Origin of the sequence: Steroidobacter gossypii (genome assembly GCF_016801985.1) — a bacterium.
Lineage (GTDB): Bacteria > Pseudomonadota > Gammaproteobacteria > Steroidobacterales > Steroidobacteraceae > Steroidobacter > Steroidobacter gossypii.
Genome location: NZ_JAEVLS010000002.1, coordinates 480,974 through 503,031, shown reverse-complemented (window position 1 = coordinate 503,031; position 22,058 = coordinate 480,974). Strand labels below are relative to the sequence as shown.

Annotated in this window: 18 protein-coding genes and 1 riboswitch; of the genes, 5 read left to right on the top strand and 13 right to left on the bottom strand. The window is 61.9% G+C overall.

What is annotated here, in order from left to right:
• Window positions 1-132 precede the first annotated feature (132 nt).
• Window positions 133-367: riboswitch (cobalamin riboswitch) on the bottom strand.
• The 4 genes from JM946_RS09405 to JM946_RS09390 all read right to left on the bottom strand — a co-directional run bounded on the left by JM946_RS09405 (window position 330) and on the right by JM946_RS09390 (window position 3,889).
• A complete protein-coding gene (locus tag JM946_RS09405) occupies window positions 330-1,334 on the bottom strand; it encodes a ZIP family metal transporter (RefSeq protein WP_230979643.1) in 1,005 nt (334 codons plus the stop codon). (Overlaps the previous riboswitch by 38 nt.)
• 68 nt (window positions 1,335-1,402) lie before the next feature.
• Complete coding sequence (locus JM946_RS09400) at window positions 1,403-2,191, bottom strand: DUF899 domain-containing protein (RefSeq protein WP_203167035.1); 789 nt, start codon at window positions 2,189-2,191, stop codon at window positions 1,403-1,405.
• A 64-nt stretch (window positions 2,192-2,255) separates the two neighbouring features.
• The gene (locus JM946_RS09395) at window positions 2,256-2,894 is read right to left on the bottom strand and encodes a glutathione S-transferase family protein (RefSeq protein ID WP_203167034.1); all 639 of its coding nucleotides are present in this window, start codon (window positions 2,892-2,894) and stop codon (window positions 2,256-2,258) included.
• A gap of 242 nt (window positions 2,895-3,136) precedes the next feature.
• The gene (locus JM946_RS09390) at window positions 3,137-3,889 is read right to left on the bottom strand and encodes a class I SAM-dependent methyltransferase (protein WP_203167033.1); all 753 of its coding nucleotides are present in this window, start codon (window positions 3,887-3,889) and stop codon (window positions 3,137-3,139) included.
• A 93-nt stretch (window positions 3,890-3,982) separates the two neighbouring features.
• Between JM946_RS09390 and JM946_RS09385 the strand changes: the two genes are divergently transcribed.
• Window positions 3,983-4,771 (top strand): AraC family transcriptional regulator, encoded by a 789-nt coding sequence (locus JM946_RS09385; RefSeq protein WP_203167032.1) that lies wholly within the window; start codon window positions 3,983-3,985, stop codon window positions 4,769-4,771.
• Between the two features lie 37 nt (window positions 4,772-4,808).
• On the opposite strand, the gene JM946_RS09380 is transcribed toward JM946_RS09385, so the two are convergent.
• On the bottom strand, window positions 4,809-5,735 hold the full coding sequence (locus JM946_RS09380; protein ID WP_203167031.1) for a ParB N-terminal domain-containing protein: 927 nt from the start codon (window positions 5,733-5,735) through the stop codon (window positions 4,809-4,811).
• Window positions 5,736-6,352: 617 nt separating this feature from the next.
• Here JM946_RS09380 and JM946_RS09375 point away from each other — a divergent pair.
• The gene (locus JM946_RS09375) at window positions 6,353-6,970 is read left to right on the top strand and encodes a lasso peptide biosynthesis B2 protein (protein WP_218042720.1); all 618 of its coding nucleotides are present in this window, start codon (window positions 6,353-6,355) and stop codon (window positions 6,968-6,970) included.
• Window positions 6,971-6,985: 15 nt separating this feature from the next.
• Window positions 6,986-8,830 carry an asparagine synthase-related protein gene (locus tag JM946_RS09370; protein WP_203167029.1) on the top strand — a complete coding sequence of 615 codons (1,845 nt, stop codon included), beginning with the start codon at window positions 6,986-6,988 and terminating at the stop codon, window positions 8,828-8,830.
• Here JM946_RS09370 and JM946_RS09365 read toward each other — a convergent pair.
• The 8 genes from JM946_RS09365 to JM946_RS09335 form a co-directional block, all read right to left on the bottom strand.
• On the bottom strand, window positions 8,827-9,537 hold the full coding sequence (locus tag JM946_RS09365) for an ABC transporter ATP-binding protein (RefSeq protein WP_203167028.1): 711 nt from the start codon (window positions 9,535-9,537) through the stop codon (window positions 8,827-8,829). The genes JM946_RS09370 and JM946_RS09365 overlap by 4 nt on opposite strands.
• A 10-nt stretch (window positions 9,538-9,547) precedes the next feature.
• Entirely contained in the window at window positions 9,548-10,903 is a 1,356-nt protein-coding gene (locus tag JM946_RS09360) for a DUF3526 domain-containing protein (protein ID WP_203167027.1), read from the bottom strand.
• Complete coding sequence (locus JM946_RS09355) at window positions 10,900-12,333, bottom strand: DUF3526 domain-containing protein (RefSeq protein WP_203167026.1); 1,434 nt, start codon at window positions 12,331-12,333, stop codon at window positions 10,900-10,902. Before JM946_RS09355 ends, JM946_RS09360 begins: the two co-directional genes overlap by 4 nt.
• A 32-nt stretch (window positions 12,334-12,365) precedes the next feature.
• Window positions 12,366-14,789 carry a TonB-dependent receptor plug domain-containing protein gene (locus JM946_RS09350; protein WP_203167025.1) on the bottom strand — a complete coding sequence of 808 codons (2,424 nt, stop codon included), beginning with the start codon at window positions 14,787-14,789 and terminating at the stop codon, window positions 12,366-12,368.
• A gap of 494 nt (window positions 14,790-15,283) precedes the next feature.
• Complete coding sequence (locus JM946_RS09345) at window positions 15,284-15,793, bottom strand: Fur family transcriptional regulator (RefSeq protein WP_218042718.1); 510 nt, start codon at window positions 15,791-15,793, stop codon at window positions 15,284-15,286.
• Window positions 15,790-16,128, bottom strand: coding sequence for a hypothetical protein (locus tag JM946_RS29965; protein ID WP_218042716.1), 339 nt, complete (start codon window positions 16,126-16,128; stop codon window positions 15,790-15,792). Before JM946_RS29965 ends, JM946_RS09345 begins: the two co-directional genes overlap by 4 nt.
• A 229-nt stretch (window positions 16,129-16,357) precedes the next feature.
• Window positions 16,358-16,735 carry a hypothetical protein gene (locus tag JM946_RS09340; RefSeq protein ID WP_203167023.1) on the bottom strand — a complete coding sequence of 126 codons (378 nt, stop codon included), beginning with the start codon at window positions 16,733-16,735 and terminating at the stop codon, window positions 16,358-16,360.
• Between the two features lie 122 nt (window positions 16,736-16,857).
• On the bottom strand, window positions 16,858-18,744 hold the full coding sequence (locus JM946_RS09335; protein ID WP_218042714.1) for a TonB-dependent receptor domain-containing protein: 1,887 nt from the start codon (window positions 18,742-18,744) through the stop codon (window positions 16,858-16,860).
• A 565-nt stretch (window positions 18,745-19,309) separates the two neighbouring features.
• Between JM946_RS09335 and JM946_RS29960 the strand changes: the two genes are divergently transcribed.
• Both JM946_RS29960 and JM946_RS09325 read left to right on the top strand, forming a co-directional pair.
• Window positions 19,310-19,738: a hypothetical protein gene (locus tag JM946_RS29960; protein ID WP_218042712.1), complete on the top strand. Its 429-nt coding sequence runs from the start codon at window positions 19,310-19,312 to the stop codon at window positions 19,736-19,738.
• 141 nt (window positions 19,739-19,879) lie between these two features.
• A complete protein-coding gene (locus tag JM946_RS09325; RefSeq protein ID WP_203167020.1) occupies window positions 19,880-22,045 on the top strand; it encodes a TonB-dependent receptor in 2,166 nt (721 codons plus the stop codon).
• Window positions 22,046-22,058 lie beyond the last annotated feature (13 nt).

Here is a 22,058-nt window from a genome sequence, read left to right as displayed (position 1 = left end):
CGCTCCCGCGAGCGAAATCGGGTCATCGATGGAGGAATGCAAACAACGGAAGGCGCGATCGCTTGCGAACGTAAGCGATGCGAACATCCGCCAGCCCTTTCCCACGAGAGCCCGACAGCCTGTACGCGCCTCTTCGACGCGCGATCCTCGGCAGGTCTTCGGGCTCATGGGCTTCGGCTAGTCTGGCCGACCTACTTGGCGCCGCTTCCCAGGCTTCTCGAGCCCAGTGCGATTCACGCCGTTCGTTCCCAATTACCGCTGCGGGGCAGCCCCGGAATGCGCGCCAATTCTACGGCGCGGTCACCGGGTTCCCTTTTCAGCCCGCCCCACTAATCTTGGGGTGGGCACCGAGAATGGACACAAGATATTGTGGTTGAGGGTGGGGCGTCAACTGGATTGTGAGGCGACAGGCCACGATGGGATGCGTGGTTGAGCGAGATGGTCGCGCGAGCGAACGTCGCCAACGCACGCTGATCCGGCACAGAAGGTGGCGAGTGCTGTTCGAAGACGGTAATGCCCAACATGCACAGAACGCCCATCGCAACCGTTGCAACCTGTAACGAGTCGTGACGAAAGCCGCGGTGTGAGTGCAGAGAAGGAATGAAGTCGGCCGCCGCGATATAGATGAAGCCGCCCGCCGACACCGGCAAGAGGTACGGCATGAGCGCGTTGGCCGCCTCGGCAATCAGCAGGGTGAAAAGCACTCCCGCGATCACGGTCAACGCACACAGAAAGTTGAGAAACACCGCTCGCCTCGGCGAATAGCCGCCGTGAATCAGTGCACCGACGTCCCCGATCTCTTGCGGAATCTCATGCGCGATGAGCGCCAGCGTGGTCGTGACCCCGACCACCGGGTCCACGCTGAAACTGCCGGCGATCAGGACTCCATCGATGAAATTATGAATGGCGTCGCCAACCAGGTTCATGCGCGCCATCGCGTCGCCGCCACCGTCCGCCGCAGCCGCATCGAAGACATCGTGGCGATGACGCCAGCGCACGACCTTCTCCACGCCGAAGAACATCACCATACCCGCCAGCACGTAGAGGCAGACTTGAAACACCGAGCCAATGCTCTCGACCGCCTCCGGAATCAGGTGCAGAAACGCATCGCCCAACAACACACCGACGGCCAGACTGACCAGCACAGGCACCACGACGCGCAGCCGCGCGGGCCTGATCCACAGAGTGAACGCGCCGATGAGCGAGATCGATGCGACGGTCAGGGCGGCGAGCAGCGGTAGCCCCCAGTGATTGACGAGATCCATGGCAATAACCAACTTCGGCGAATCTTTCGTTGATGTTATACTATAACACCACCCCATCGCAGCCTGCATGATCACCGGGCCGCAGCTGGGTGCACTCGGCTTCGATATCGATGATCCGCGAGTCCGGCCGAATTTTCTCAGCGCTGGCCATACTCATCGTGGCGACGCCACCAGACTCCGGTCTCGTTGCGTCCCTTCGGGGCGCGATCGAGCCAGTGATACACGCCGAACAACGGGTCGAGGCCGCGAGCGTAACTCGAGTATGTGTGGTACACGGCGCCCTCCTCCAGCACGAACGCACTCATGCCAGGCCTGTCGCGATGATATGAGGCCACATCGGTTCCGGACATGGCGGCCAACCTGGCCTCCGCCGAATCGCCCCCACCCTCCTGACCGTTGCGCCACCGGAACAGGTCGCTGCTGGGAGGCTCGCGTTGATAGTTGTATTCGATCTCCCCATCGCGTTGCTGCGACTCGGTGAACCAGACGTTGAAGTCGGCGTTGAAATCGCCCCCGCCGGAGGACGCCCAGGGAAAGGTCCAGCCCAGGCGCCTCTTATACGCCTGCAGCTTCGCGAGGGGCGCACGCGAAACCGCCCAGAACATCACGTCGTGATTGGCCAAGTGGATGTAGGAGCCGTCAAATGCGTCGGCGATCATTGAGCACGACGCGCAGCCCGCCTGCCAGTCAGGCGCGAACATGAAGTGATAGACGATCAGTTGCGAGCGTCCCAGAAACAGGTCCTTGAGCGAGACGCTTCCTTCATCCGCCTCGAAGCGATATTCCTTGTCGATACGGACCCAGGGCAGCTCCCGCCGCTTGCGCGCCACTTCATCGCCGCGCCGGGTCAGCTCCTTTTCTTCCTTGAGCAGCTCGATGCGGGCCTTCAACCACTCTTCGCGCGTTCCGGTCTTGTGTGAAATCATCGCAATTGCTCCTGTCGTGCCGTGCGCCGGTCACGTCGTGTTTTGGTGTACTGATGTCGAGCCTTCAAACCGCCTGGCGAAAGTCGCCGAGCTGAGCGTTCAAAGCGCGTATGTAGGCGGGCCGGGCCGTGCAGCGCTCGAAATAAGCCGCAAGGCGCGGAGCGCGCTTGCGAGCGTCCGCATGGAAGCTCAGCACCGACGCCATCATCAGATCGCCCGCCGTGAAGCGCTCCCCGTCAAGGTACGGTTGGTCGCCCAGTCTTGTCGCCAAAGCGTCGAGCCGTGCGTTCATGAACTCGACCGCGCCTGGCCGGCGCAGTTTCGCCCATTGTTCGTTCGGGAAGATGAAGTCGACGAGGAACACATCCCAGATCGGCGGTTCGACGCTATTGAGCGCGGCGATCAGCCATTGCACGGCCCTGGCGCGTGCCGCCGGCTCTTTCGGCAGCAGAACATCGGACTGTTCCGCAATGTGCAGAACGATGGCGCCCGATTCGAACAGCACCTGCCCGTTCTGCTCGAATACGGGCACCTGCCCGAAGGGCTGCAGCGCGCAGTATTCGGGCTTCTTCTGCTCGCCCTGCTGGAGCAGACGGACCTGATACGGAAGCCCGACCTCCTCCAGGGCCCAGCGCACCCGCAGATCGCGCACCAATCCCTTGGCGAAATCTGGAACATCGTCGAAAGCGGATATGGTGATCAACTTCTATCTCCAGTCTATGCGTGCCCCGAGTTGCCGAGGTCGCGTCGCGGGTTCGTTCGTGAGATAGCGTATGGCGCGGACGGTCGGTTGTGAGAGTGACAAATGTGGCGCGCTTTCGATCGCGATGACTGACGGCCCCCGTGACTAGCTGCGCTCTTGCGATACGGACGGCTGCCCTCCGCGCCGATCTGACGCCGAGCGCGCGAACTCTCGTACCCCGGGGATTCGAATGGTGACAGGCGCTAACGTCGCGATGCACAGAACATGAGCGCACCGTCATCGGTGAATCTATCGAGACGAGCACGATCCAGCAACGTCAGGAGTGCTCGTTCCAGCACCGCGCACCCGCCGATGAGTGCAAGCTGCTCGCGCCCCACCCTTTCAACTTTGGATATATCGATTCCTTGAAGCAGCAGGCGATGCGAGTAGTCGATGCGAAATCCGCCGAGCGCGACAAACGGAGCAGCGAGGCGGACGGCCTGCACACACGGGTTGTGCACAAGACCTCGCCTGCGATCGATGACTTTGAGCCAGCCATCGAAATCCATGGCGACCTGTTGCGAGGGGTGACTAACGTCGTACCAGGTGTCGAGGACGAATACTGCGCGACGCGCAACCCGTGCAGCTTGATAGAGCGCTTGCTCCAGGAACTCGAGGTGATGGGCCACATAGTCGAAGACGACTACATCGTAACTTCCATTCGGGAATGGCAGCGCCTCTGCACGGCCCTGTCGCAAGTCGAGCCCTTGTGCGCGGCCCGCGAGAACCATGGACTCATCCGGCTCGATCCCGGTGCACCTTGAACATCCCGCCGCTGCCGCGGCCCGCAGCAGCGCTCCTTCTCCGCAGCCAACATCGAGCAGCGACTCCGGTACATCGCTGAGCACCCGTTGCAGAAACTCGCGCTTGTAGATCGCATGGGGACGAGCCTGTTCCTCCATCTTCGACCGCACGCTCATCTTCGACGTGCCGGTCCCCGGCGCTGACGGTTGCATACCTTGCTCGTAGTTGTATTGGTTCGAGCAGTCTGGCCAATGCTGTGCGTGTCTGATACAACGGATTGCGACACGCAATATTGGTAATCGGCCATGAAAGCGAACCGCGCGGAGGCTCACTCCCCGCAGGATGGAACTGCCTGCGTAGCAGTGGAAGGGACTTCCTACGCATCAGGTTTTCGAAGTGAATGGCACCACCACGTCAGCGCTCAGCTCATCTATCCGAGTCGGGGTACGATGACGATCCATACCGGGAAAGGGACGTGGGTCATTCCACCGATGCGGGCCTGCTGGCTGCCTGCTCTCGAGGCTCACTGCGTAGAGACCTCGACGCGCCTTGACATGCTCAGCGTGTATTGCAGAGGTGATGTACTGCCGCTTCTGCCGCGCGACACGAGCGTGGTGCAGGTATCGGGATTGCTGCGCGAATTGATCCTCGCCGTGCAGGAGTCCTCGCCTGCCGCCAGCACCGATCAGCGCTTCAGCCGAATGGCAATGGTGCTTGCCGACCAGATCAAGCCGCAGCGGTTTCCCGGTATTTCCATGCCTCCTCCGCTTTCTCTGCGGCTTAGGCGCATTGCCGATGCACTCGCAACCGATCCTGCAGATTCACGAACGTTGCACGCGTGGGCCGAAGAACTAGGTATCTCAACACGCACCCTGGCGCGAACATTCGAAAGGGAGGCGCGGATGACCTTCGTGGAGTATCGGCGACAGGCTCGCCTCTACGCCGCTGTAACGAAACTGGCGGCCGGTGAGCCGGTGAGCTCAGTGGCATACGATGTCGGCTTCAGCTCCACGAGCAATTTCATCACTGCCTTTCGCAAGGCGACCGGTGCCACGCCCATGCGTTATTTTCGCGAGGCGGGCACGCGGGCGTAGCGATTCGAACTCACCGACGCCGAAATGTCATCGGCGCCTACAGCGCCGGCACAGTGATCCTCTGCAAATCCAGCTTCGCCTGCAAAACATAGTTCTTGCGAACAACGGGCACGACTCGCGTCAGGCGAGGATCGAAATAGTCCTTGAACAACGGCGGCCTTGGGGCGCGGAGATAAAACGCTCGATCCTGTTTGACATCCGCAGGCAGCAGGAAATCGGTAGCATCGCCATCGGAGGCATCGGTCAGCAGGCAAGGAACGTGGCTGAATCCCAGTTCACGCAACACGTACACACGGTGCGAGCCATTCGTCAGAACGATCCGCTTACCGAACCGGGTCGCGCTGATCACGTTGTCGCTGAAGCCAAGGTAGATGACGATCGCATGGCTTGCCGCACCGAACGGCTCGTAGTGTTGAATGGTGGCGGGATCGACGGTGACAACATCCAGAAAGCGCAAGTCGTTGGACTCAGAGCCGAAGGTGTAGCCGCTCTCGGCTTGCAAGCAACGAACTGGCGGATGTGAACGACCGCCGCTGCAGGACGCGAGGTCGATGACATCCTGTACGCTCGGAACGCCAGGCAGGGACGCTTTCAGCTGATCCACATGGCGCTGATTGATCGAGTCCTGAAAGACCACCAACGGATCGATCTCCACCATGCACCAACGCCGCGGCACCAGTGAGAGCAATCGGTGCATCGAGGGTCGGCGCAACACTTGCTCGGCCAGAGGCTGCATTTCTTCCGAAAGATCGCGCACCTCGATGCTATCAGCGCTACCTGCTTCATCCTCGATGACGCGAAGCGCCACGGCCCGCGCCTCTCGCCACTCGGCCATCAACGCAGCATCATCGAAGCTCCGCGGCGGACAACGTTCCCTGACGAACCGAATGAACTTCGGCAGTGGGAACAGGCCTTTGAGGATCAGTGTCGGATCGCGTTGATCGGCCTCCATCTCAGTGCTCATTCGGCCACGTCCTGTGTGATTCTCTCCCTGCACCTATGGAATGTTATACCGTAACTCCATCTATCCAACAAGCCAACTCTGTCAGACGCACGTCGGTCGCATGTCACATCTGGACGCCGCTGACCTCACCCCTGCATGAGCGCCGATGCACCTTGCGGATTTATCGACAGTTATCGGCGAATCCGAACACGCGAGTCTGGTTGCCACGCACACCGTCGTCACACGATTGCAGGAGTCGACCCCGCGACTCTCGATAGCCACGCCGGGAGTCCTTAGATTCGGCTTCATGCCCGGCGTTGCTTGCCGGGTATTTCCACGAACCGAAGGAGAAAGTTATGGACGAGCTGATCGAACTGGGCATGGTGGTCGAGGAGACCCAAGCGCATTGGCACGGGACTCTGGTCGAGTTCTTTATCATTCCGACCACATCGCCCTGATGTCTTGCTGATATGAGTGCGTTCCCGAACGCGCCGACGGTGCATGCAAATCATGCACCGTTGTCGACCCTCACTGGAGCAAGAGCCAGCCATGAGCATTTTGCGGTGGCGCCACCTTATCTTCTGTCGCGGCGCGCACATGCATGCCTGAGCGGCGACTCGGTAGTCATATTGGATGAGGTGACAGGCCGATACTTATCGATCGACGGGGAAGCGGCGGCAAGCCTCGGCAACTTCGTTTCAGGCTGGCCGATCGTGTCGAAGAACTGCAGCCCTCCGCCAGTGCTCCAGTCGCTGCTCGATCGCCGCCTGATCACGCAGGATCCGGCGCTGGGAAAATCAGCCGCTCCTGCCACAGTTCAGCTTCCGACGAGCTGGCTGCAAGATACTCAGCCTCGAGGTTGTCCCGAGATTGGAGCGAGCGACTTTGCCAGGTTCTCGCGCGCAACCGCCTATGCCCTGTACAGCAAACGATTCCGGCCGTTCCGGCAGACGGTCTTGCGGGTTCAGAAGAGAAAGCACGCCGCGCAAGGGCGGCAGGTCGACATCGGGCAACTGGCGGCCCTGGTTCGTGTGTTCGACTGGCTGCGACCGCTCGGCTTCAAGAAGACCAACGAGTGCTTCCTGTACTGCCTGGCGCTCAATGAATTCCTGTCGAACTACAGTATCCATCCGACCTGGATATTTGCGGTTCGTGCACGGCCATTCGCGGCTCACTGCTGGTTGCAGTATGGCGATCAGGCCCTGACCGATATCCCGTTCAACTTGCGTCGCATGGTCCCGATTCTTGTTCTGTGACGAGCGCAGCACCAAATGTACCGATACATCGCAGTCTTCTGGAACAGTTCATCGGAGCCGGCAGCGGTGCAGGCCAGGCATGTCACCGAGAGAATTGCGAGCAGGTTTCCAGGCATCGCCTGCGCGTTGCAAGCGGCGGGCGCCGCCATCTACCAGCAAAGCGACGATCAAGCGGTTTTCGAATGTAGCCGCGCGGGTTCGCTCGTGGTCTTGGGGAAGATCTTTACCAAGAACTTCGGCATCGACACCGTGCCAGAGCGCGCCGCGCTCGACACAGCTGCCGCCACAGCGGCCTGCAACAGCCTCGGTCGCGTGCTCGTACAACGCTACTGGGGAAGATATGTCGCCTTCGGCCACGACGCGCCATCGCAGAGATGGTTCGCAGTGCGCGACCCGTCGGGGGACATTCCATGCTACATGATCACCAGCGAACATCTGACGTTGCTGTTCTCCAACATGGAAGATTGTTTGCAACTGCGGTTGAGGAAGTTTTCCATCAACTGGCAATACCTCGCCTACTCGCTTCTGCTTCCCTTTCGAGATGCCCGCCAGACCGGCTTGCGGGAAGTCACGGCAGTTGAAGCCGGAGAGGCGGTCTGGATGGAGAATGGCAAGCCTGCGGCTCGGCATTGCTATTGGGATGTGGTCGCGGCGGCGGCGGACGATCCCATCACGGACTTGAACGAAGCCGTCCGGTTGGCAAGGTCCACGCTGCTCGGCTGCATCGGTGCTTTGGCTAGCCAGCATACGCACATCCAGTTGCGATTGTCCGGTGGGCTGGACTCGTCGATCGTCCTGGCGGGCCTGCTCCGCGCGCCCTCGCAGCCCGAGGTGCAATGCATTCACCTCTACGATTCCGGCATTGGAGCGGATGAGAGAACATTTGCAAGAATGGCGGTAGCAGGCGCCGGCCGGTCCGCCGGCAGGAACTGCGAGCTCCACGAATATGAGCGAACGCCACATTGTTCTCTGGAAGAGCTGCTGAAGTTTCCGCGCACCGCCAGGCCTGCTCACGGTTCCGGTTATATTCTCAATCGCAGCGTCGGCCCTGACGCCGCTTCACTTCGCACGGCCCAATTCACGGGAATCGGCGGCGATGCGGTATTTCTGCGGTTCAAACGCAATGCCGGTGCAATCGACTATGCCTGGCGCCACGGAATCGATTTCAAGTTGCTGCGTGTCGCGTTCGAATCCGCTCAGTCGGGTGACTCCTTTTACGGCGCCCTGAAGGATGCCTTCCGTCACGGCGTGCTCAAGAAATCAGTCAAACTCGACAAGACCTGGGGGAATCCCTGCGAGTGGATTCGCGCTGGCGCCCACCCTGCCGACATGCAGCCCGCCTGGCTGCGACATGCACTCGAGCAAGGTCATGCGGTGTCTCCCAGCAAATTGGCTCACATCGCTGGAATGGTTCCGCCAAAGAATATCTTGGACCCGTTCGAAGGCGCCGGCAGCTGGCATGGCGCTGCGCCCATCGGCGCACAGCCCGTCATCGAGCTGTTCGCTCGCATCCCCCTGTACGTTCTCATGGCGGACGCGGAGGATCGAACGATTGCACGCCGTGCCTTTGCGGGATTGCTGCCGGAGCCCGTGCTTTCTCGCAGGGTGAAGTCTTATCTCGACGATCATTCGGTCACGGTGACCGAACACCATCGGGACTTCATCAGAAGCATGCTGGTCGATGGCATCCTGGCGAAACATGGATTCATCGACAGCGCCGCCGCCGACGCCGGCATACAAAGAGTCAGTCCGGACCATTCCTCACAAGTGCTCGGGATCTTCGGACCGCAGCTCAATATCGAGACGTGGCTCAGAAGGTGGTGGGACCGGCGCGGCGACTTGGAAATGGCGGCCAGCTAGCGCTGCCGCCCCATTTCCTCCAGGTACAGGCTCTCCAGATCGTTCGCCGTGATCTGCGCTGCGTCCAGGGTCCGTCGCAGCCGGCCTGCCTGCATGAGGCCGATGGTGGTGGCCACTTCCCGCGCGCGAAACAGGTCGTGAGTCGCCATCAGGATCGCCGCTCCACGATCGCGCAGACGCACGAGCAGGTCGTGAAATTCAGCCGAAGCCTCGGGGTCGAGACCCGAAGTGGGCTCATCGAGCAGCAGGGCCTTGGCTTGCTTGACGATGGCAAGCGCAATGCCCACCTTCTGTCGCATGCCCTTTGAGTAGTGACCCACCCGCCGGTCGAACGCATCGGAGGCCAAGCCCGCCGCCGCCAGGGAATCGCGCAGGCGCATGGATGAACGTTCCTTCACGCCGGCGAGCCGCGCGAAGTAGTCGAGGTTCTCGTAGCCAGTCAGTTCGTCATAAAGGGCGACCGTCTCTGGTATGTACAGCAGCCGGCGCCGCACCGCTTCGGGCTCTCGCTGAGGGTCGAGACCATCCACCTCGATGGAGCCCGAGGTCGGCTTCAAAAAACCGAGGAACAATTTGATGGTCGTCGACTTGCCGGCGCCGTTCGCCCCGAGCAGGCAATAGATTTCTCCCGCCGCTATCGTGAAGCTCACGTCATGCAGTGCCCGATGAACGCCGTGATCCTTGGTCAAGCCCTTTGCCGACAGCATGCGAGGTCCCTTATGGCGTTGCCGCCCGGGCGCGCAACGCTCCGGCGACGATCAGGATGAGCACAGTAACGATGGCGAGCGCTGCGAAATCCGCCAGCACGCCCGCTTGAAAGGCGCCGCCCGGTTCGCGAAACCGGAAGCGTGGCGCCTCGTCGAGCTCCGCGGGAGTCAGTGGGGCGTCGCGATCCAAGCGATCCTGGGTCCACCGCTGACTTTCCGCTTTGAACTCGAGCGCCTGTTGCTGGAACGCGAGCGCGCGATCGGCGTCCGATCCGGCAATGCGGTCGAGAGCGTCTTGCACAGCGACCGACGGCAGAAAAAATCGCACTCTATCGAGCAGGTGACGACGCGCATCCTTCGCTTGTTGATGCGCCTCGACCATCGGGGCGAGTTCGCGATCCGCGGCGACTCGGTCCGCGTAAAGATCTCGCATCCCATCGGGAATCCTCGGCGCGGGCGAGCGGACCGGTGTTGGATGGGCTGCTCGAAACAGGCGCTGGCGTTCCTGAATCTCGGTCGTTCGAGCCTTGAGCGCAGTGGCGAACCGCATCTCCGAGGGCGGCGGAGCGACCAGATCGACGACTGCAAGCGTCAGCGCTGGCGCCATGACCACGACCGCCAGCCAGATGGCGCCGGCGGCGATCGCTGCCTCGGTTGATCGACGCGCGAACAGGCTGATGATCACCACCACCGCCAGCCAGAAGCAGCCGTAAGCCAAAACCGCCAGCGCCAAAGCTAACAGGCCAGCCAGCTCTCGCGCTCCGGCCCAGGCGGCAGCAACGAGGATGATTGCTGCCGACGGGAGCAGCACCATCAAACCACGCGCCAGCGCCTTGACGGCGATCAACGACCCGACCGCGACAGGCTGCGAAAGCACCATGGCGTCGATGCCGCGCTCGCGCTCGCGCGACCACAAGTCATAAGTCGCGGCGAGCACGACAAGCGGCAGCAAGAAGACGATGACGAAGGCAAGATCGAAGCGGCCGGCGGCGCGCACCGTTGGGTTGCCGATGTCTGCCGACAGTCGGCCGAAGATCTGCGAGCCGGCCGTCACCATGATGTCGGCGGCGAAAGGATAGGCTTCGGCCTGGCCGATCGATAGCGGCGCCATCGGGCCTGTTGGCAGCACGGGGCTCCATCGCGACGTGGCGACCGGCGCCTTCTCGGCGATCCGGCGCACGAACTCCACGCCCTTCTGCTCCTCAGCCTTCACCAGATCGATCGCCGCGTTCCGCTGGCGGACCCAATCCGCGCCATTCCAGGCTGCATAGCCACTGAGCATCAAGAGCAGCAGCAAGAGCGCCGGCACGGCGCGGTCGCGCAAGAGACGACGGACTTCGTACGCGCCAACAGCGAAAGTGCTCATGACAGGCGCCCGAGACGCAGGGCCGAGAGTGTCGCCAAACCGAGGGCGACCACGGCCCAGGCCAGCAGGATCGCGAGGTTCTGTACTTGCGCTGTCGCGACTTCAGCCAGACTCTCCACGCGCGGCGCATAGACGACTTCACGCGTGATGGTCGCAATATCGGCGAGGTGATATCTCTCACCGGGTGGCGGCTTGTGCTCCTTCACCTCGCGGTTCAGCCTCTGTATCAATCGGTAGCGGTAATCCTCAACGCCGCGAAGATAGTTCAAGTGGGCGCCGAAGTCGGTGGCGGCGAAGGCGCGCGACCAGGGTTGCAAGGCGACGGTCGGTGAGATGATTGCGAATGCGCGTTGCGTGGCGTCCTGCCGACGATACACGGCGTACAGACGCTCGAAATGCCGATTGTAGGTGTCCGTGGAGTTCTTCTCGCCAAACTCCAGAGAGACGCCGCGGAAGTTGATCGGCAGGTCCGCAACGTCGCTGACCTTATAGCGCGCCAAGAGCTCGGCCCTGAGGGCGTCCAGCCGCTTGTCGGCGGGGTCATGACCGCTGACGCCATTCTCCGCTTCCTCCGTGACGGCCGCTTTGAACGCCGGGGCGGAAGGCGTCGGCTCCAAGCTCTCGGCTACAGCGGGCGCGACACGCGGAGCAAGCAAGGTTGCCACCGCCCAGAAACCGAGTAGGACGACCAGTGCCGTCCGCGCCGAAGCGAACAGTCCCGAGGCGGCAACGGTGAGTGCGCAGAATGCCAGGAGGTAAAGCGCATAGGCGCCGCCGATGGCCGCGAGCCCTAGCATTTCGGTCTGGCCCACGCCCTGCAGAAGAATCGCTGGAAGGCTCACGCCGATCATGGCGAGCGCAAGCAATCCTGCCGCTGTCGCCAGAGCGATCAACCGCCCTCCGACCAGCGCCGCGGCCGAAGCCCCGGCGCCGAGTTCCTGGCGAAGCCTTTCGCGGGCAACGTCACCGGACATGGTGGCGAAGCCGGCGAGAATGATCAGCAAGGGCGCGACGACTTGCAGCGTCCAGGCTGCCGAGAATCCGCCGAAACGGCTGAGGGCGGCGCCCGCCTCGATCGGCCTGTGCCGGGCGATGTTTTGCGAATGGCCCTCGATAAACACCGAGGAGCCCACGAAGTCGGACAGTCCCGGATCGAAGGCTGCCAGCGGCCGCACCGGCGCGGGCACCGCGCGGCCCACATGGGCGGCGTCGTGAGGATCAATCACGCCCTGGCTGTCCCAAAGCCGCGCCTCCTCTTCTGCCACAGCGCGCCGCTCTTGCGCCTGTGCGGACAGGCGAGCCGCGCTCGTCGCGACCGATGCGCCCGCAAGCAGCAGGACCGTGAGGGCGAGCCAAAGCAACCGCCGCTCGCGCCACATCAGCCTGATCTGCGTCACGGCAACGGCGAAGGTCTGAGACAGCGCCGACATCAGACCGCTGCGCTCTTCATCCCCTGCTCTGCTTACCATTGATGCGTAACGGCCAACGCGATGAAGCGACCGATGGGAGTGGCATTGATAGGATCGAAGCCGGTGCCGCGAAGATTCACGACGAACGGTGGATCTCGATCCAGAAGGTTGTTGACGCTCAGCCCGAGACTGGTCTTTCTTCCCAACGGCGACGCGAAGTCATACGTCACGTTCATATCCACGGTCAGCCAGGAATCCACTTTCGGGTCCAGCAGACTGGACGGATCGCGATAGCTGTCGACGTAGTTCACAAACACCGCTCCCCTCACATCGTGGCGTGTGAAAGTCGCACCACCGCGAACTTTGAGATCCACGGGCAGATACACAAGGTTCAGCGCATCGGCTTCGGGGGCCACGCTGGTCACTCTGCGCGTGGCGTCGATGACGTACTGCCCTGCGATGCTGAACCCAATCCGGCTCTGTCCGACCTCGACGGCATACGACGCATCCAAGTCGAGTCCCCGCTGCGAGGTCTCTGCGATATTCCGCACGCGGTTATCGAGAATGAGCTGCACATCTTGTTCGCTCATGTCGGCAGGGACTGCAAACGGCCCGGCTCGCACCACCAGAAACGAAGCACCCGCCAGCCCGAGCTGACGAAACTCCTCGATCTGGGCCGATCCGGGATTGAAGGTCAGTATCGGCGCATACGGCGCGGTCGACTGCAAAAGAAGCGTCGTGATGTTGCCGGCGAACCCCCGATCGATGCGATCGGAGTAGTCGATGTCATAGTAGTTGGCCTGAACCACGAGATTGGGCGCCCAGTCCGGCTTGATCGTAAACCCGGTGGACCAGGTCTTGGCGCGCTCGGGGCCGAGTTCCGGGTTGCCGCCCGCGGCCTGCATGGTCAGCGTGCGGCCGGTGGGCGAACCTGGATCGGGCAGGTTGAAAACAACGACGCTGGTGCGGTTGGCCTGCATGTCTTCGAACGCCGGAGCTCGGAACGATCGTCCGTAGCTCGCACGAAATAACAGTCCTGAAGCTGCTTCCCAGAGCACGCCGATCTTAGGATTGGTGGTGGAGCCGAAGTCGCTGTAGTCGTCGTAGCGTGCGGCAGCGGTGAGGGACAGGTTGCGCGCGCCCCGCAGGCCTTTCAGCAGCGGAATGTTCAACTCGCCGAATGCGGAAGTGATGTCCCGAGTTGAATCGAACGGCTGTTCGAGGCTCCGGTGATCGAAGAAGTCGTAGCCTTCGCGCCGATAGCTGGCGCCGACGGCGGCCCGCAGGCCGCCCGCTGGCAGCGAGAGCACTTCACCATCCGCAATCAAGTCGAGGTAGCGGATGTCCGAGTTCATATCCGTTGGAGGAGCCGTCGTTACCGAAGTGGCGGTGGTTTCGGTCCGCTCGTATCTCACGTCGCTCTGGCCATAGCCTGCAGTCAACCGAGCCTGCCATTGGCGAGGCAGGTCCAGCGTCAGGCCGGCGAAAAGATCGTACTGCCGGGTCTCGGGTACCAGGTGGGTTGCATCGGTCGGGCTCGAGATCGTGGTATCCATGTCGCGTTCGGCAAAGAAGCCCGACAGGTTGACGGCCAATGCCTCGTTGATGCGCTGGGCACCATCGAGATAGACGCTGTGCCGCTTGGAGCCCGGGTAGAGATCGAACGGACGGGAAGTCACATTCCTCGCGAAATCCCGGTCGGCAGCAGAAAGATTGTCCTGCGACAGGAACTCGTAGCTGGCCAGCGCGTGACCGCCGTCCCACGACCAGCCGGCCGCTTGAGTTGCTTGATACTCCTCGAGATCTCCCGCGGTGACCGTTCCATACCGCAAGCCCGTTTCGTAGCCAGTGAATTCCTTTCTCAGGACGATATTCACGACGCCACCGACGGCATCGGCCCCGTAGATGGCGGAGGCGCCGTCCGTCAGGATCTCCACGCGCTCGACGGCGCTCATGGGAATCAGCGATACGTCGACATACTGGTATCGGTTGGATGAGCTCACCCGGTGCCCGTTGACCAGGGTCAATGTCGTGCCAGTGCCGAGACCGCGCAGATTGATCGTCGATCCCTGACCGAAATTATTCCCGGTGTCGCGATCCACGCCCAGATTGGCGACGTTGGCGCCGTTGGCGCCGCCACCGAAGTTCTGCGGCAGCTTCTCGAAGAACTGCTGCATCGTGGCGACGCCGGTGGCCTCGATGTCCTGCTTGCGGAAAATGATCATCGGCGAGGGCCCTTCGGCGGCGGCACCCCGAATGTGACTTCCGGTGACCACGATTTCCTCGGAAACGTCCTCCGGCACGAGCGATTGCCCCTTGTTGGGGCGCATGGAGGCCGCGCTGCCCTCTTGTGCTACGGCGGACGCGCCTGCAGACAGTACGACCAAGGCGCCAGCAGTCAGTAACGTGTTCAGCCTCGCCCGGCACTTCTTATCCAACGCCGGCCGCGCGACCAACCCCATGTATGGTTGTTTCATTCAGGTTAACTACCGAAAGCAGTCCAATGCGAATTGACGGCGTTATCTGGCCTGGCGCGATCCTGGCGGCATGAGATGACTCGCATCCTTGGAAATGTTACATCATAACAATCGTGTGCAGCTATCGAGACCGGTCTTCGCACCCAGGTCATCCCCTGAAGCCGACAAGGTCGAGCGCTCAGGTCGTGCTACGCTGGCCGGAACTGCAATCTTGTTCGATGTACTTGAATGTTACAACATAACAGCAGCGAGCGGGAGGGCGTCACTGGGGATCTGTCATTTAGTCCGTTGCCGTGCCGAGGACGCCCCACCGCCACGACAGCGGCGGGCACGATGGCCAGCAGCATGCACAGCATTGCAGCGCTCCGTTTATCGGTCGCGCGCGGCGGCGCCGGCGATCGTCATATGGTCGATCTCCGCTCGCATTCGTTATCTGTCGATGAATCGCCGGCGACTCGGCGCCTTGCGATGGATGCTGCCGGGCTGGGGGCCCCTCAGACTCTCTTGTTCTTGGCGCGAGTATGGCAGGCGTCGCAGATGCCCTTGATCTCGATGTCGTCCATCTGGACCGTGAAGCCGGCGGCCCGGGCGCGCTTGGCGACGATCTCGGAGATCACGTCGTCATCGAGCTCCATGACTCGCTGGCAGTCGCGGCAGATCAAGAACTGCCCGACATGGGAATCATGCGGGGATTCGCAGGCCAGATACGCGTTCAGGGCGTCGATGCGGTGAATGAGCCCCGCCTCCAGCAGGAATTCCAGGGCGCGATACACGGTTACGGGCGCGAGCGCCCCTTCACCCTTCTTCAGACTGGCGAGGATGTCGTAGGCCCCGATGGGTGCGTGCCGCTCGAGAATGAGCTCGAGTACCCGGCGCCGAATCGGCGTGAGCTGCAACTGCTGCTCCTCGCAGATGCGCTCCGCGTTACGCATGGCTCGGTTCATACACCGCTGGTGATCGTGCTTGCCGCGGGATTCGGCAAATTTGACGCTGGAAGCTTTCATGAGAATGACATGGATGATGCTGGAGCAATAAGGGGTGGACCGCGAGCCCAGGGAAAAACCGTCGCAGGCGGCGCGAAGCTGCGTTCCTCGACAGGCATGAGGCGCGTGCAGAACGCAGTCGCCCTGCGCGGCATCGACACAGGCTCATCGAACGTAGTGGCTGCTGAAAATGTGCAGCAGTAAGGACAGATCAGACGTTCGCTGCTGACACTGGGCTTGGACTCGTGCTGATGGGCAAAGTGAGCCGACAGGTTCAGCAGGAAAAGCGCGCACAACAACGCCTGCATAGCACGCAGGATTGGCGAGTTGACCCGGAAGTTCTCCAGTATGTTCATGCGGGCCGGCGTCGATGATGCTGGCATTGGCTGCGGGAAGTATAGCATTGGCTGGTTGCCGGCCTGCTTCGGCCCGACCACCGCCTGGTGTGTGACATACGCTGGCTTCGGGCTGTCGCCTGCGTTCGTGAACCGACGCACTGACGATTGCCTCCGCCGCGCAAGGCGCGTACCAGGCTAAGACAATTCTCGAATGACCGAGACGCAGCGCGCGACGTGATAGGCAGCGCTACGTACGAGACAGTACGCCGGGAGATCGCACCAAGAACCGCTGGTTCAGCAGCCTGACCCCGGTGATCTGTATCGCGAATTCTGCCGGAGGGTGCTGCGTGAACAGCACGTAACGGCCAGCGTTGGGCAACAGAACGGGGAAGCGCATCAGCCCTTCTGCGTGCAGCATCAGCCGCTGATGTAATGCACCCGGCAACACGACCTGACCGGGCTGTCGATCGACCGCATCCGTCAATAGCAAGCGCGAGGCGTGCTGCTCCAGGTCCTTGAAGAAGATGCCTCTATCGCGGTCGACACGGAGTAACACCAGCGACATGGATCGATGCAGTCCCGGCGCAGCCTCCAGCACGTGCATCTCACCCTGGCGCTGGTACATACCGACCCACGTGAAATCGGGCGCAGGATCACGCGATTCCGACTGGGGCCGAGTCCCTTCCGCAGCGACAATGTTGAGTGCTTCTCGTCGGGACCGCATGTGCGACCTGTCTGGTCGAATGCTCAGATATCGACGAACAGCGTCGCCGAGTAGCGGCGCCCATCGCTCAGGCTGAAACTGTTGCTGGCGGTCACGTCCCAGAAGAACTGGTCCGTGACGTTGCCCACCCACAAGCGCAAGGTAGCGGGTCTGCCTCCGAACTGCATTCGATAGCGCGCGCCGATGTCCAGGACCGTGTAGTCGGGCAGCACGGCCAACCCATCGTTGGATGCGACTCGCTCACCGTAATTGGCAACGGCGAGATCGACGGAAAGCGCGCGGAATGCTGGCGGACGATACTCGAGGTTGAGTCGTAACAATCGCTCGGTTTGACCGACGGGCTTGCGACCGATGCGTCCCTCCCGCACTGGTTGACCAGTGACGCGCGGTTCCATCAAAACTGCACCGGCAACCAGGCTCCAGTCCGGATGCGGCTTGCCGTTCAGGCTGACCTCCAAGCCGCGATGACGAACCTCGCCGAGCGTGGTGAAGATGTTGCTTTCATTGGTGTTGAAATAGGGTTTCTTCACTTCGAACAGACCGGCGACCAACTTGAGATCCTGGGTCAAGGTCCAGCGCGCTCCACCATCCGTCTGTTGAGTGCGAATCGCGGGCAACGCAGCGTTGCGATTGGCGGCAGTATCGGGTGCGATACCAGTCTCCTCCAGTCCTCGCGTATAGCCCGCATAGAATGCAAGACGCGACGATGCATGGGCCGCAAGCGTCGCACTCACCAGCCATGGATCGTCTTCGGTACCGACTTCCGGCAATCCGGGCTGCTGAATGCGCTTCTCGTATTCGGCGCGCTGCACTCCCACACTTGCCTCGCCCACTCCGCGCCAACGCAATTCATACCCCAGCCCCAGAGTCGTTTGATCCACGAAGTCACGGGTGCGTTCTCGGAACGTAAAGCTGGATGGACGATCGACAGGAACCCGTTCGCCGAGCATGCGAGGCCCCAGGTCGAGCACGGTCGATCCACCGTATGCATTCTCCAGTTCTCGCGCACGGACCGACATATGAATCGTGTGCAGCCGAGGACCGGCCACAAAGCTGCGCGAGGCCCGGATCTCACCGCTCGTAGAGGCGTAGCGCTGCTCTGGATCGGCGATCAAACGTTCGTTGGTCAGACCGCCGCGCTGTGTCCCTGCATAGATATCCGCAAAGCTTTTCAGATCTTCCTGCACAGAGCGGAACACGCCCGCGGCGATAGCCCACGATGCGCCGATGCGAGCCTTGCTCAGCACGCCATACGTGGTGCTGTCCGACTCGTTCTGCGCCCAAGATTGACCGAAATAGCGGCGGCGCTCGATTTCAGGCGGAGCGAACGATCCCGAAGTCACGATGGTGGGGGCGACCTCCTCGTCACGGCCGCGGGTCAGCCCCCAGAATGGAATGACTTCGAAGTTGTCGGTGACCTGCCAGCGCGGGATGAAGGCAGCTCGCAAGTAGTATGCGTCGGCCCCATCATAATATTCCTCGTGCGCGTACGACACGCCGCCGGCGATACCAAACCGCTCCGGGATCAGTGGAATCTTCGCGTCTACTTCGATCGACGGCGCCGCATAAGGATCGAAGCCCGCGGCCACGCTTACGACGTTCGCGTCGTCCACCTTGTGCAATCGATAATCGACGATGCCCGTAGGGGCGGGAAATGGATAACCCTGAGCGGCGATGCCCACATGAATGGTCGAGCCTTCGACCAGGCGGGTCGGCAACCAGGCTTGCCGATCGAAGTACAAGCCTTCCAGGCGCACGTTACCAGCGGCCACCGGAGAGAAGCCTCGCACCCGCGAGGTCGAATACAAACCAATGCTTTCATCGCCCAATGTGGCGCCGAACGCATCTTCCGCCGCGGTGACGGCGTTATCGTCAGCTCGCTGCGCGAATACGAGCTGCGGTAACAGCATCGTTGCAGCATAAAGAAAAGCACGACCCTTCATAGGTCCTCCCACCCACCGCGCCGTCGCACGCGGGCATGGCCAAAGCTCGCCTCCTGCATCGGCAGTCAGGCGACCCACTGATTTTTGTTTGAAGCGCCAAAGCCACGGATCGGCGGGCGCTCTCGGGCCGTACGCGATCAGGCTCGTCGGCAGTTCCGAGCTTCAGGCAGCGGGAGGACCGCGGGAGAGATAGAAAGAGGGTGCCGCTCGACCTGCAACGATCGCATCGTCGAAAGCGACCACCATCGCGGCAACGACGATGTTAGGAGGCACACGCAGTTCTGGGGCCGGAGCGGCACTGCCCGAAAGCGCAGAACAGTGCGCACAATGAGCCGAGTCGGCGTTGCCTGCGTCCGGATCGTTCGCATGCAGATGCATCGCCGCCGCGACCAGCCAGGCACACAGCACAACTGCGAGCGCAACGACATTGTAACGTCGCGCCCGATCGGACGTGCGGAAGAGATGGCCAGATCGCGTCATCGCACCAAAGTGTCGCGCTGAGCTCAGGGGGCCGTCAAGGTCATTTGAATGAATGAGCGCGTCGTTGACCGGAAACAAACGTCTCAGAACGGCGAAGCCTTCCGCGGCACAAACATTGTGGTATTGTCCGCGCCGACCCGGTCGCACAAAAAAATCCATCGTGGGACTTCCGTCCTCATTACTGCCGTCTCACCGCCTGCAACGACGCCTTGCCGTCCTGCTGTCGATGATCCTTTGCCTCTGGATGCTGGCGTCCGCGACGCACTTCCATGTACAGGCGGAAGAGCTCAGCGGTCATCACACCGCAAAAGAGCTGTGCGGATTTTGCGCCTCGCTGCCTGGCGCGGGCGCTGCTCCCGCCGTTTCCGTATTTATCACCACGGCTGAGCGCCAGCAGGTTGCGGCGCCCGCCGAGATTCTGCCAATCGCCCCCTCTCTGCCTGCTGCCTCCTATCAAAGCAGAGCGCCTCCCGTCGTCTGACCGAAGCTGATTCGCGTGCCATTGCACAGACGGGCCCGTGCCGGCTGAGCTGGCCGCTGTTCCATTGGTCGCACCTCTCGGTGACTGTTGCCAGTCCGAGCGGGCACCGATGGTTCGCAACTTCTTTGCAGACGGTGTTTCGTGCGTATTTCATCAAAGCTGATCAAGTCGGCGGCTGTGAGCGTGCCGGCGATTTCTCTCGCGCTCATTGCCACTTCCAACGCCCATGCTCAGGAAGCGGGCAGCACCCTGGAACAGGTGATCGTGACCGGCGTGGCCGATCGCCAGCTGTTGCTGGACGCTCGCACCGACACAGGCAGCCGTCTCGGGCTTACCGCCCGAGAAACCCCGGCCATCGTCGATATCTTGTCCGAACGGCAAATCGCGGAACTCGGCGCCCGCACCAACGTCGAGGCGCTGAACCGCGCGCCCGGAGTGACATCCTCTTTGGTGGCGACGAGCCCCGGCGCACCGACGATGCGGGGGTTCAGCGGCGGGGCGGTGGGCTTGCTCTATGACGGCATGCGAGTGGCGACCCCGGGCATTTTTTCACGCGCCAGCGACAGCTTCATGTTCGAGCGCATCGAGATTCTGAAGGGTCCCGCGTCGGTGCTCTACGGTGAAGGAGCGTTGGCCGGCGCGATCAATCTGGTGCCCAAACAGGCCGAGCTCGGCGCAAACGAAACAAGAGCGCTTGCAAGCTATGGAAGCTTCGAGTCGCTGCGCCTGGCCGGCGATGTCAATCTACCGGTAGGCGACCGCGCGGCGCTTCGTGGAGTCGCGACCCACGGTCGTTCGGAAGGATATGTACGCGATACGGACTCCGAGTTTCTCGCCTCCAGCCTGAGCGCGACACTCAGACCGACGGATCGACTGTTGCTGGAGTTCGCAGCCGACTACAGCGAAGACGATTACGAGACCGCCGATTTCGGCCTCCCCTTGATTCCCCGCGCGCTCGCTCGCGATCCCTCTTCGGCGGCGACCGGACCGGGTGATCTCGTCATCGACCGCTCCTCTCGCAAAACCAACTACAACGTCACCGACGCCGTACTGGCTTCCGACACGCTCTGGCTACGCTCACGCGTGCGCTGGGAGATCAACGATGCGCTGACGTTCAGCAACGATTTCGGCACCTATCGCTCCGACCGGCGCTTCATCAACGCAGAGATCTTCAACTTCAACAACCCGAACGGCCTGCTCGATCGTTCCACGGGCATCGTCACTCACGACATCGAATACACCATCGAGCGCCCCACCCTATCCGGCGATATAACGATCGGCGGCCTGCGCAATCGCTTCGCCATCGGCGCGGAAACCAGTTCGCTCTCGTTCGCCACGCGACGCTATTTCTCCAGCACGACCTCGGTAGATTTGTTCGCGCCAGTGCGCGGCACGTTCCCGGGCGGCACGGGCTCTCTCCCGCCGCCCAATCAGAAATCGGACGTAGACGTCGCGGCCGTGTTCTTCGAGAACGCGCTGAACTTGAGCTCCCGCTGGATCATCGCCGGCGGCCTGCGCCACGACTGGATCGACTTGGATCGGCGCCTGCTCAACTCGGCGCCTTTCGATCGCGAATATAGCGCCCTGTCGTATCGGCTCGGCACTGTGTACGACCTCGCGCCGAAGACCCAGCTGTTTGCCCAGTACAGCAAGGCGGTCGCCCCGATCGGCAATCTGCTGTTGATATCGCTGGCGAACTCGCGTTTCGATCTCAGCGAAGGCGATGCCATCGAGGCGGGCGTCAAGAGCAGCTTCTGGGACGATCGCGTCGACGTGACGCTGGCCGGCTATCGGCTGGTCCAGGACGACATCATCACGCGCGACCCGTCGAATCCGACGTTGAGCGTGCAAGGCGGCCGGCAGTCCTCGCGCGGCGTCGAACTATCGCTGTCGGCAGCCCTTACCTCGCAGCTGCGAATCGACGCGAACTACACCAAGCTCGACGCGCAGTTCGATGAGCTGATCGAAGCGGGCGGTATCAGCCGCGAAGGAAAAACGCCGCCACGCATTCCCGAGACTGTAGCCAACTTATTCGCTTTCTATAGCTTCGATGCGCTCCCTGTAACAGTCAGCGCCGGCCTGCGTCACGCGGGGCGTTTCTATACTGACAACGCAAACACGATCCGCGCGCGCGGCTATACCACCTTCGACGCGGCGGTCGGCTACAAAGTCAGTTTCGGGGAGATCACGCTGCGTGGTCGCAATCTGAGCGACGAGTTCTACGTCGATTACTCCGACGTCTCCTCGACGCAATTCCAGGTCGCGCAGCCGCGCACCGTCGAGATCGCTCTGCTTGCCAGCTTCTGAGATGAACCCAGCG

Bases quoted from the DNA above. Each gene is read 5' to 3' on its own strand.
- JM946_RS09405 (WP_230979643.1), bottom strand. From the start codon at position 1,334: ATGCAGGCTGCGATGGGGTGGTGTTATAGTATAACATCAACGAAAGAT.
- JM946_RS09400 (WP_203167035.1), bottom strand. From the start codon at position 2,191: ATGATTTCACACAAGACCGGAACGCGCGAAGAGTGGTTGAAGGCCCGC.
- JM946_RS09390 (WP_203167033.1), bottom strand. From the start codon at position 3,889: ATGCAACCGTCAGCGCCGGGGACCGGCACGTCGAAGATGAGCGTGCGG.
- JM946_RS09385 (WP_203167032.1), top strand. From the start codon at position 3,983: ATGAAAGCGAACCGCGCGGAGGCTCACTCCCCGCAGGATGGAACTGCC.
- JM946_RS09380 (WP_203167031.1), bottom strand. From the start codon at position 5,735: ATGAGCACTGAGATGGAGGCCGATCAACGCGATCCGACACTGATCCTC.
- JM946_RS09370 (WP_203167029.1), top strand. From the start codon at position 6,986: ATGTACCGATACATCGCAGTCTTCTGGAACAGTTCATCGGAGCCGGCA.
- JM946_RS09365 (WP_203167028.1), bottom strand. From the start codon at position 9,537: ATGCTGTCGGCAAAGGGCTTGACCAAGGATCACGGCGTTCATCGGGCA.
- JM946_RS09360 (WP_203167027.1), bottom strand. From the start codon at position 10,903: ATGAGCACTTTCGCTGTTGGCGCGTACGAAGTCCGTCGTCTCTTGCGC.
- JM946_RS09355 (WP_203167026.1), bottom strand. From the start codon at position 12,333: ATGTCGGCGCTGTCTCAGACCTTCGCCGTTGCCGTGACGCAGATCAGG.
- JM946_RS09350 (WP_203167025.1), bottom strand. From the start codon at position 14,789: ATGAAACAACCATACATGGGGTTGGTCGCGCGGCCGGCGTTGGATAAG.
- JM946_RS09345 (WP_218042718.1), bottom strand. From the start codon at position 15,793: ATGAAAGCTTCCAGCGTCAAATTTGCCGAATCCCGCGGCAAGCACGAT.
- JM946_RS29965 (WP_218042716.1), bottom strand. From the start codon at position 16,128: ATGAACATACTGGAGAACTTCCGGGTCAACTCGCCAATCCTGCGTGCT.
- JM946_RS09340 (WP_203167023.1), bottom strand. From the start codon at position 16,735: ATGTACCAGCGCCAGGGTGAGATGCACGTGCTGGAGGCTGCGCCGGGA.
- JM946_RS09335 (WP_218042714.1), bottom strand. From the start codon at position 18,744: ATGCTGTTACCGCAGCTCGTATTCGCGCAGCGAGCTGACGATAACGCC.
- JM946_RS29960 (WP_218042712.1), top strand. From the start codon at position 19,310: ATGAGCGCGTCGTTGACCGGAAACAAACGTCTCAGAACGGCGAAGCCT.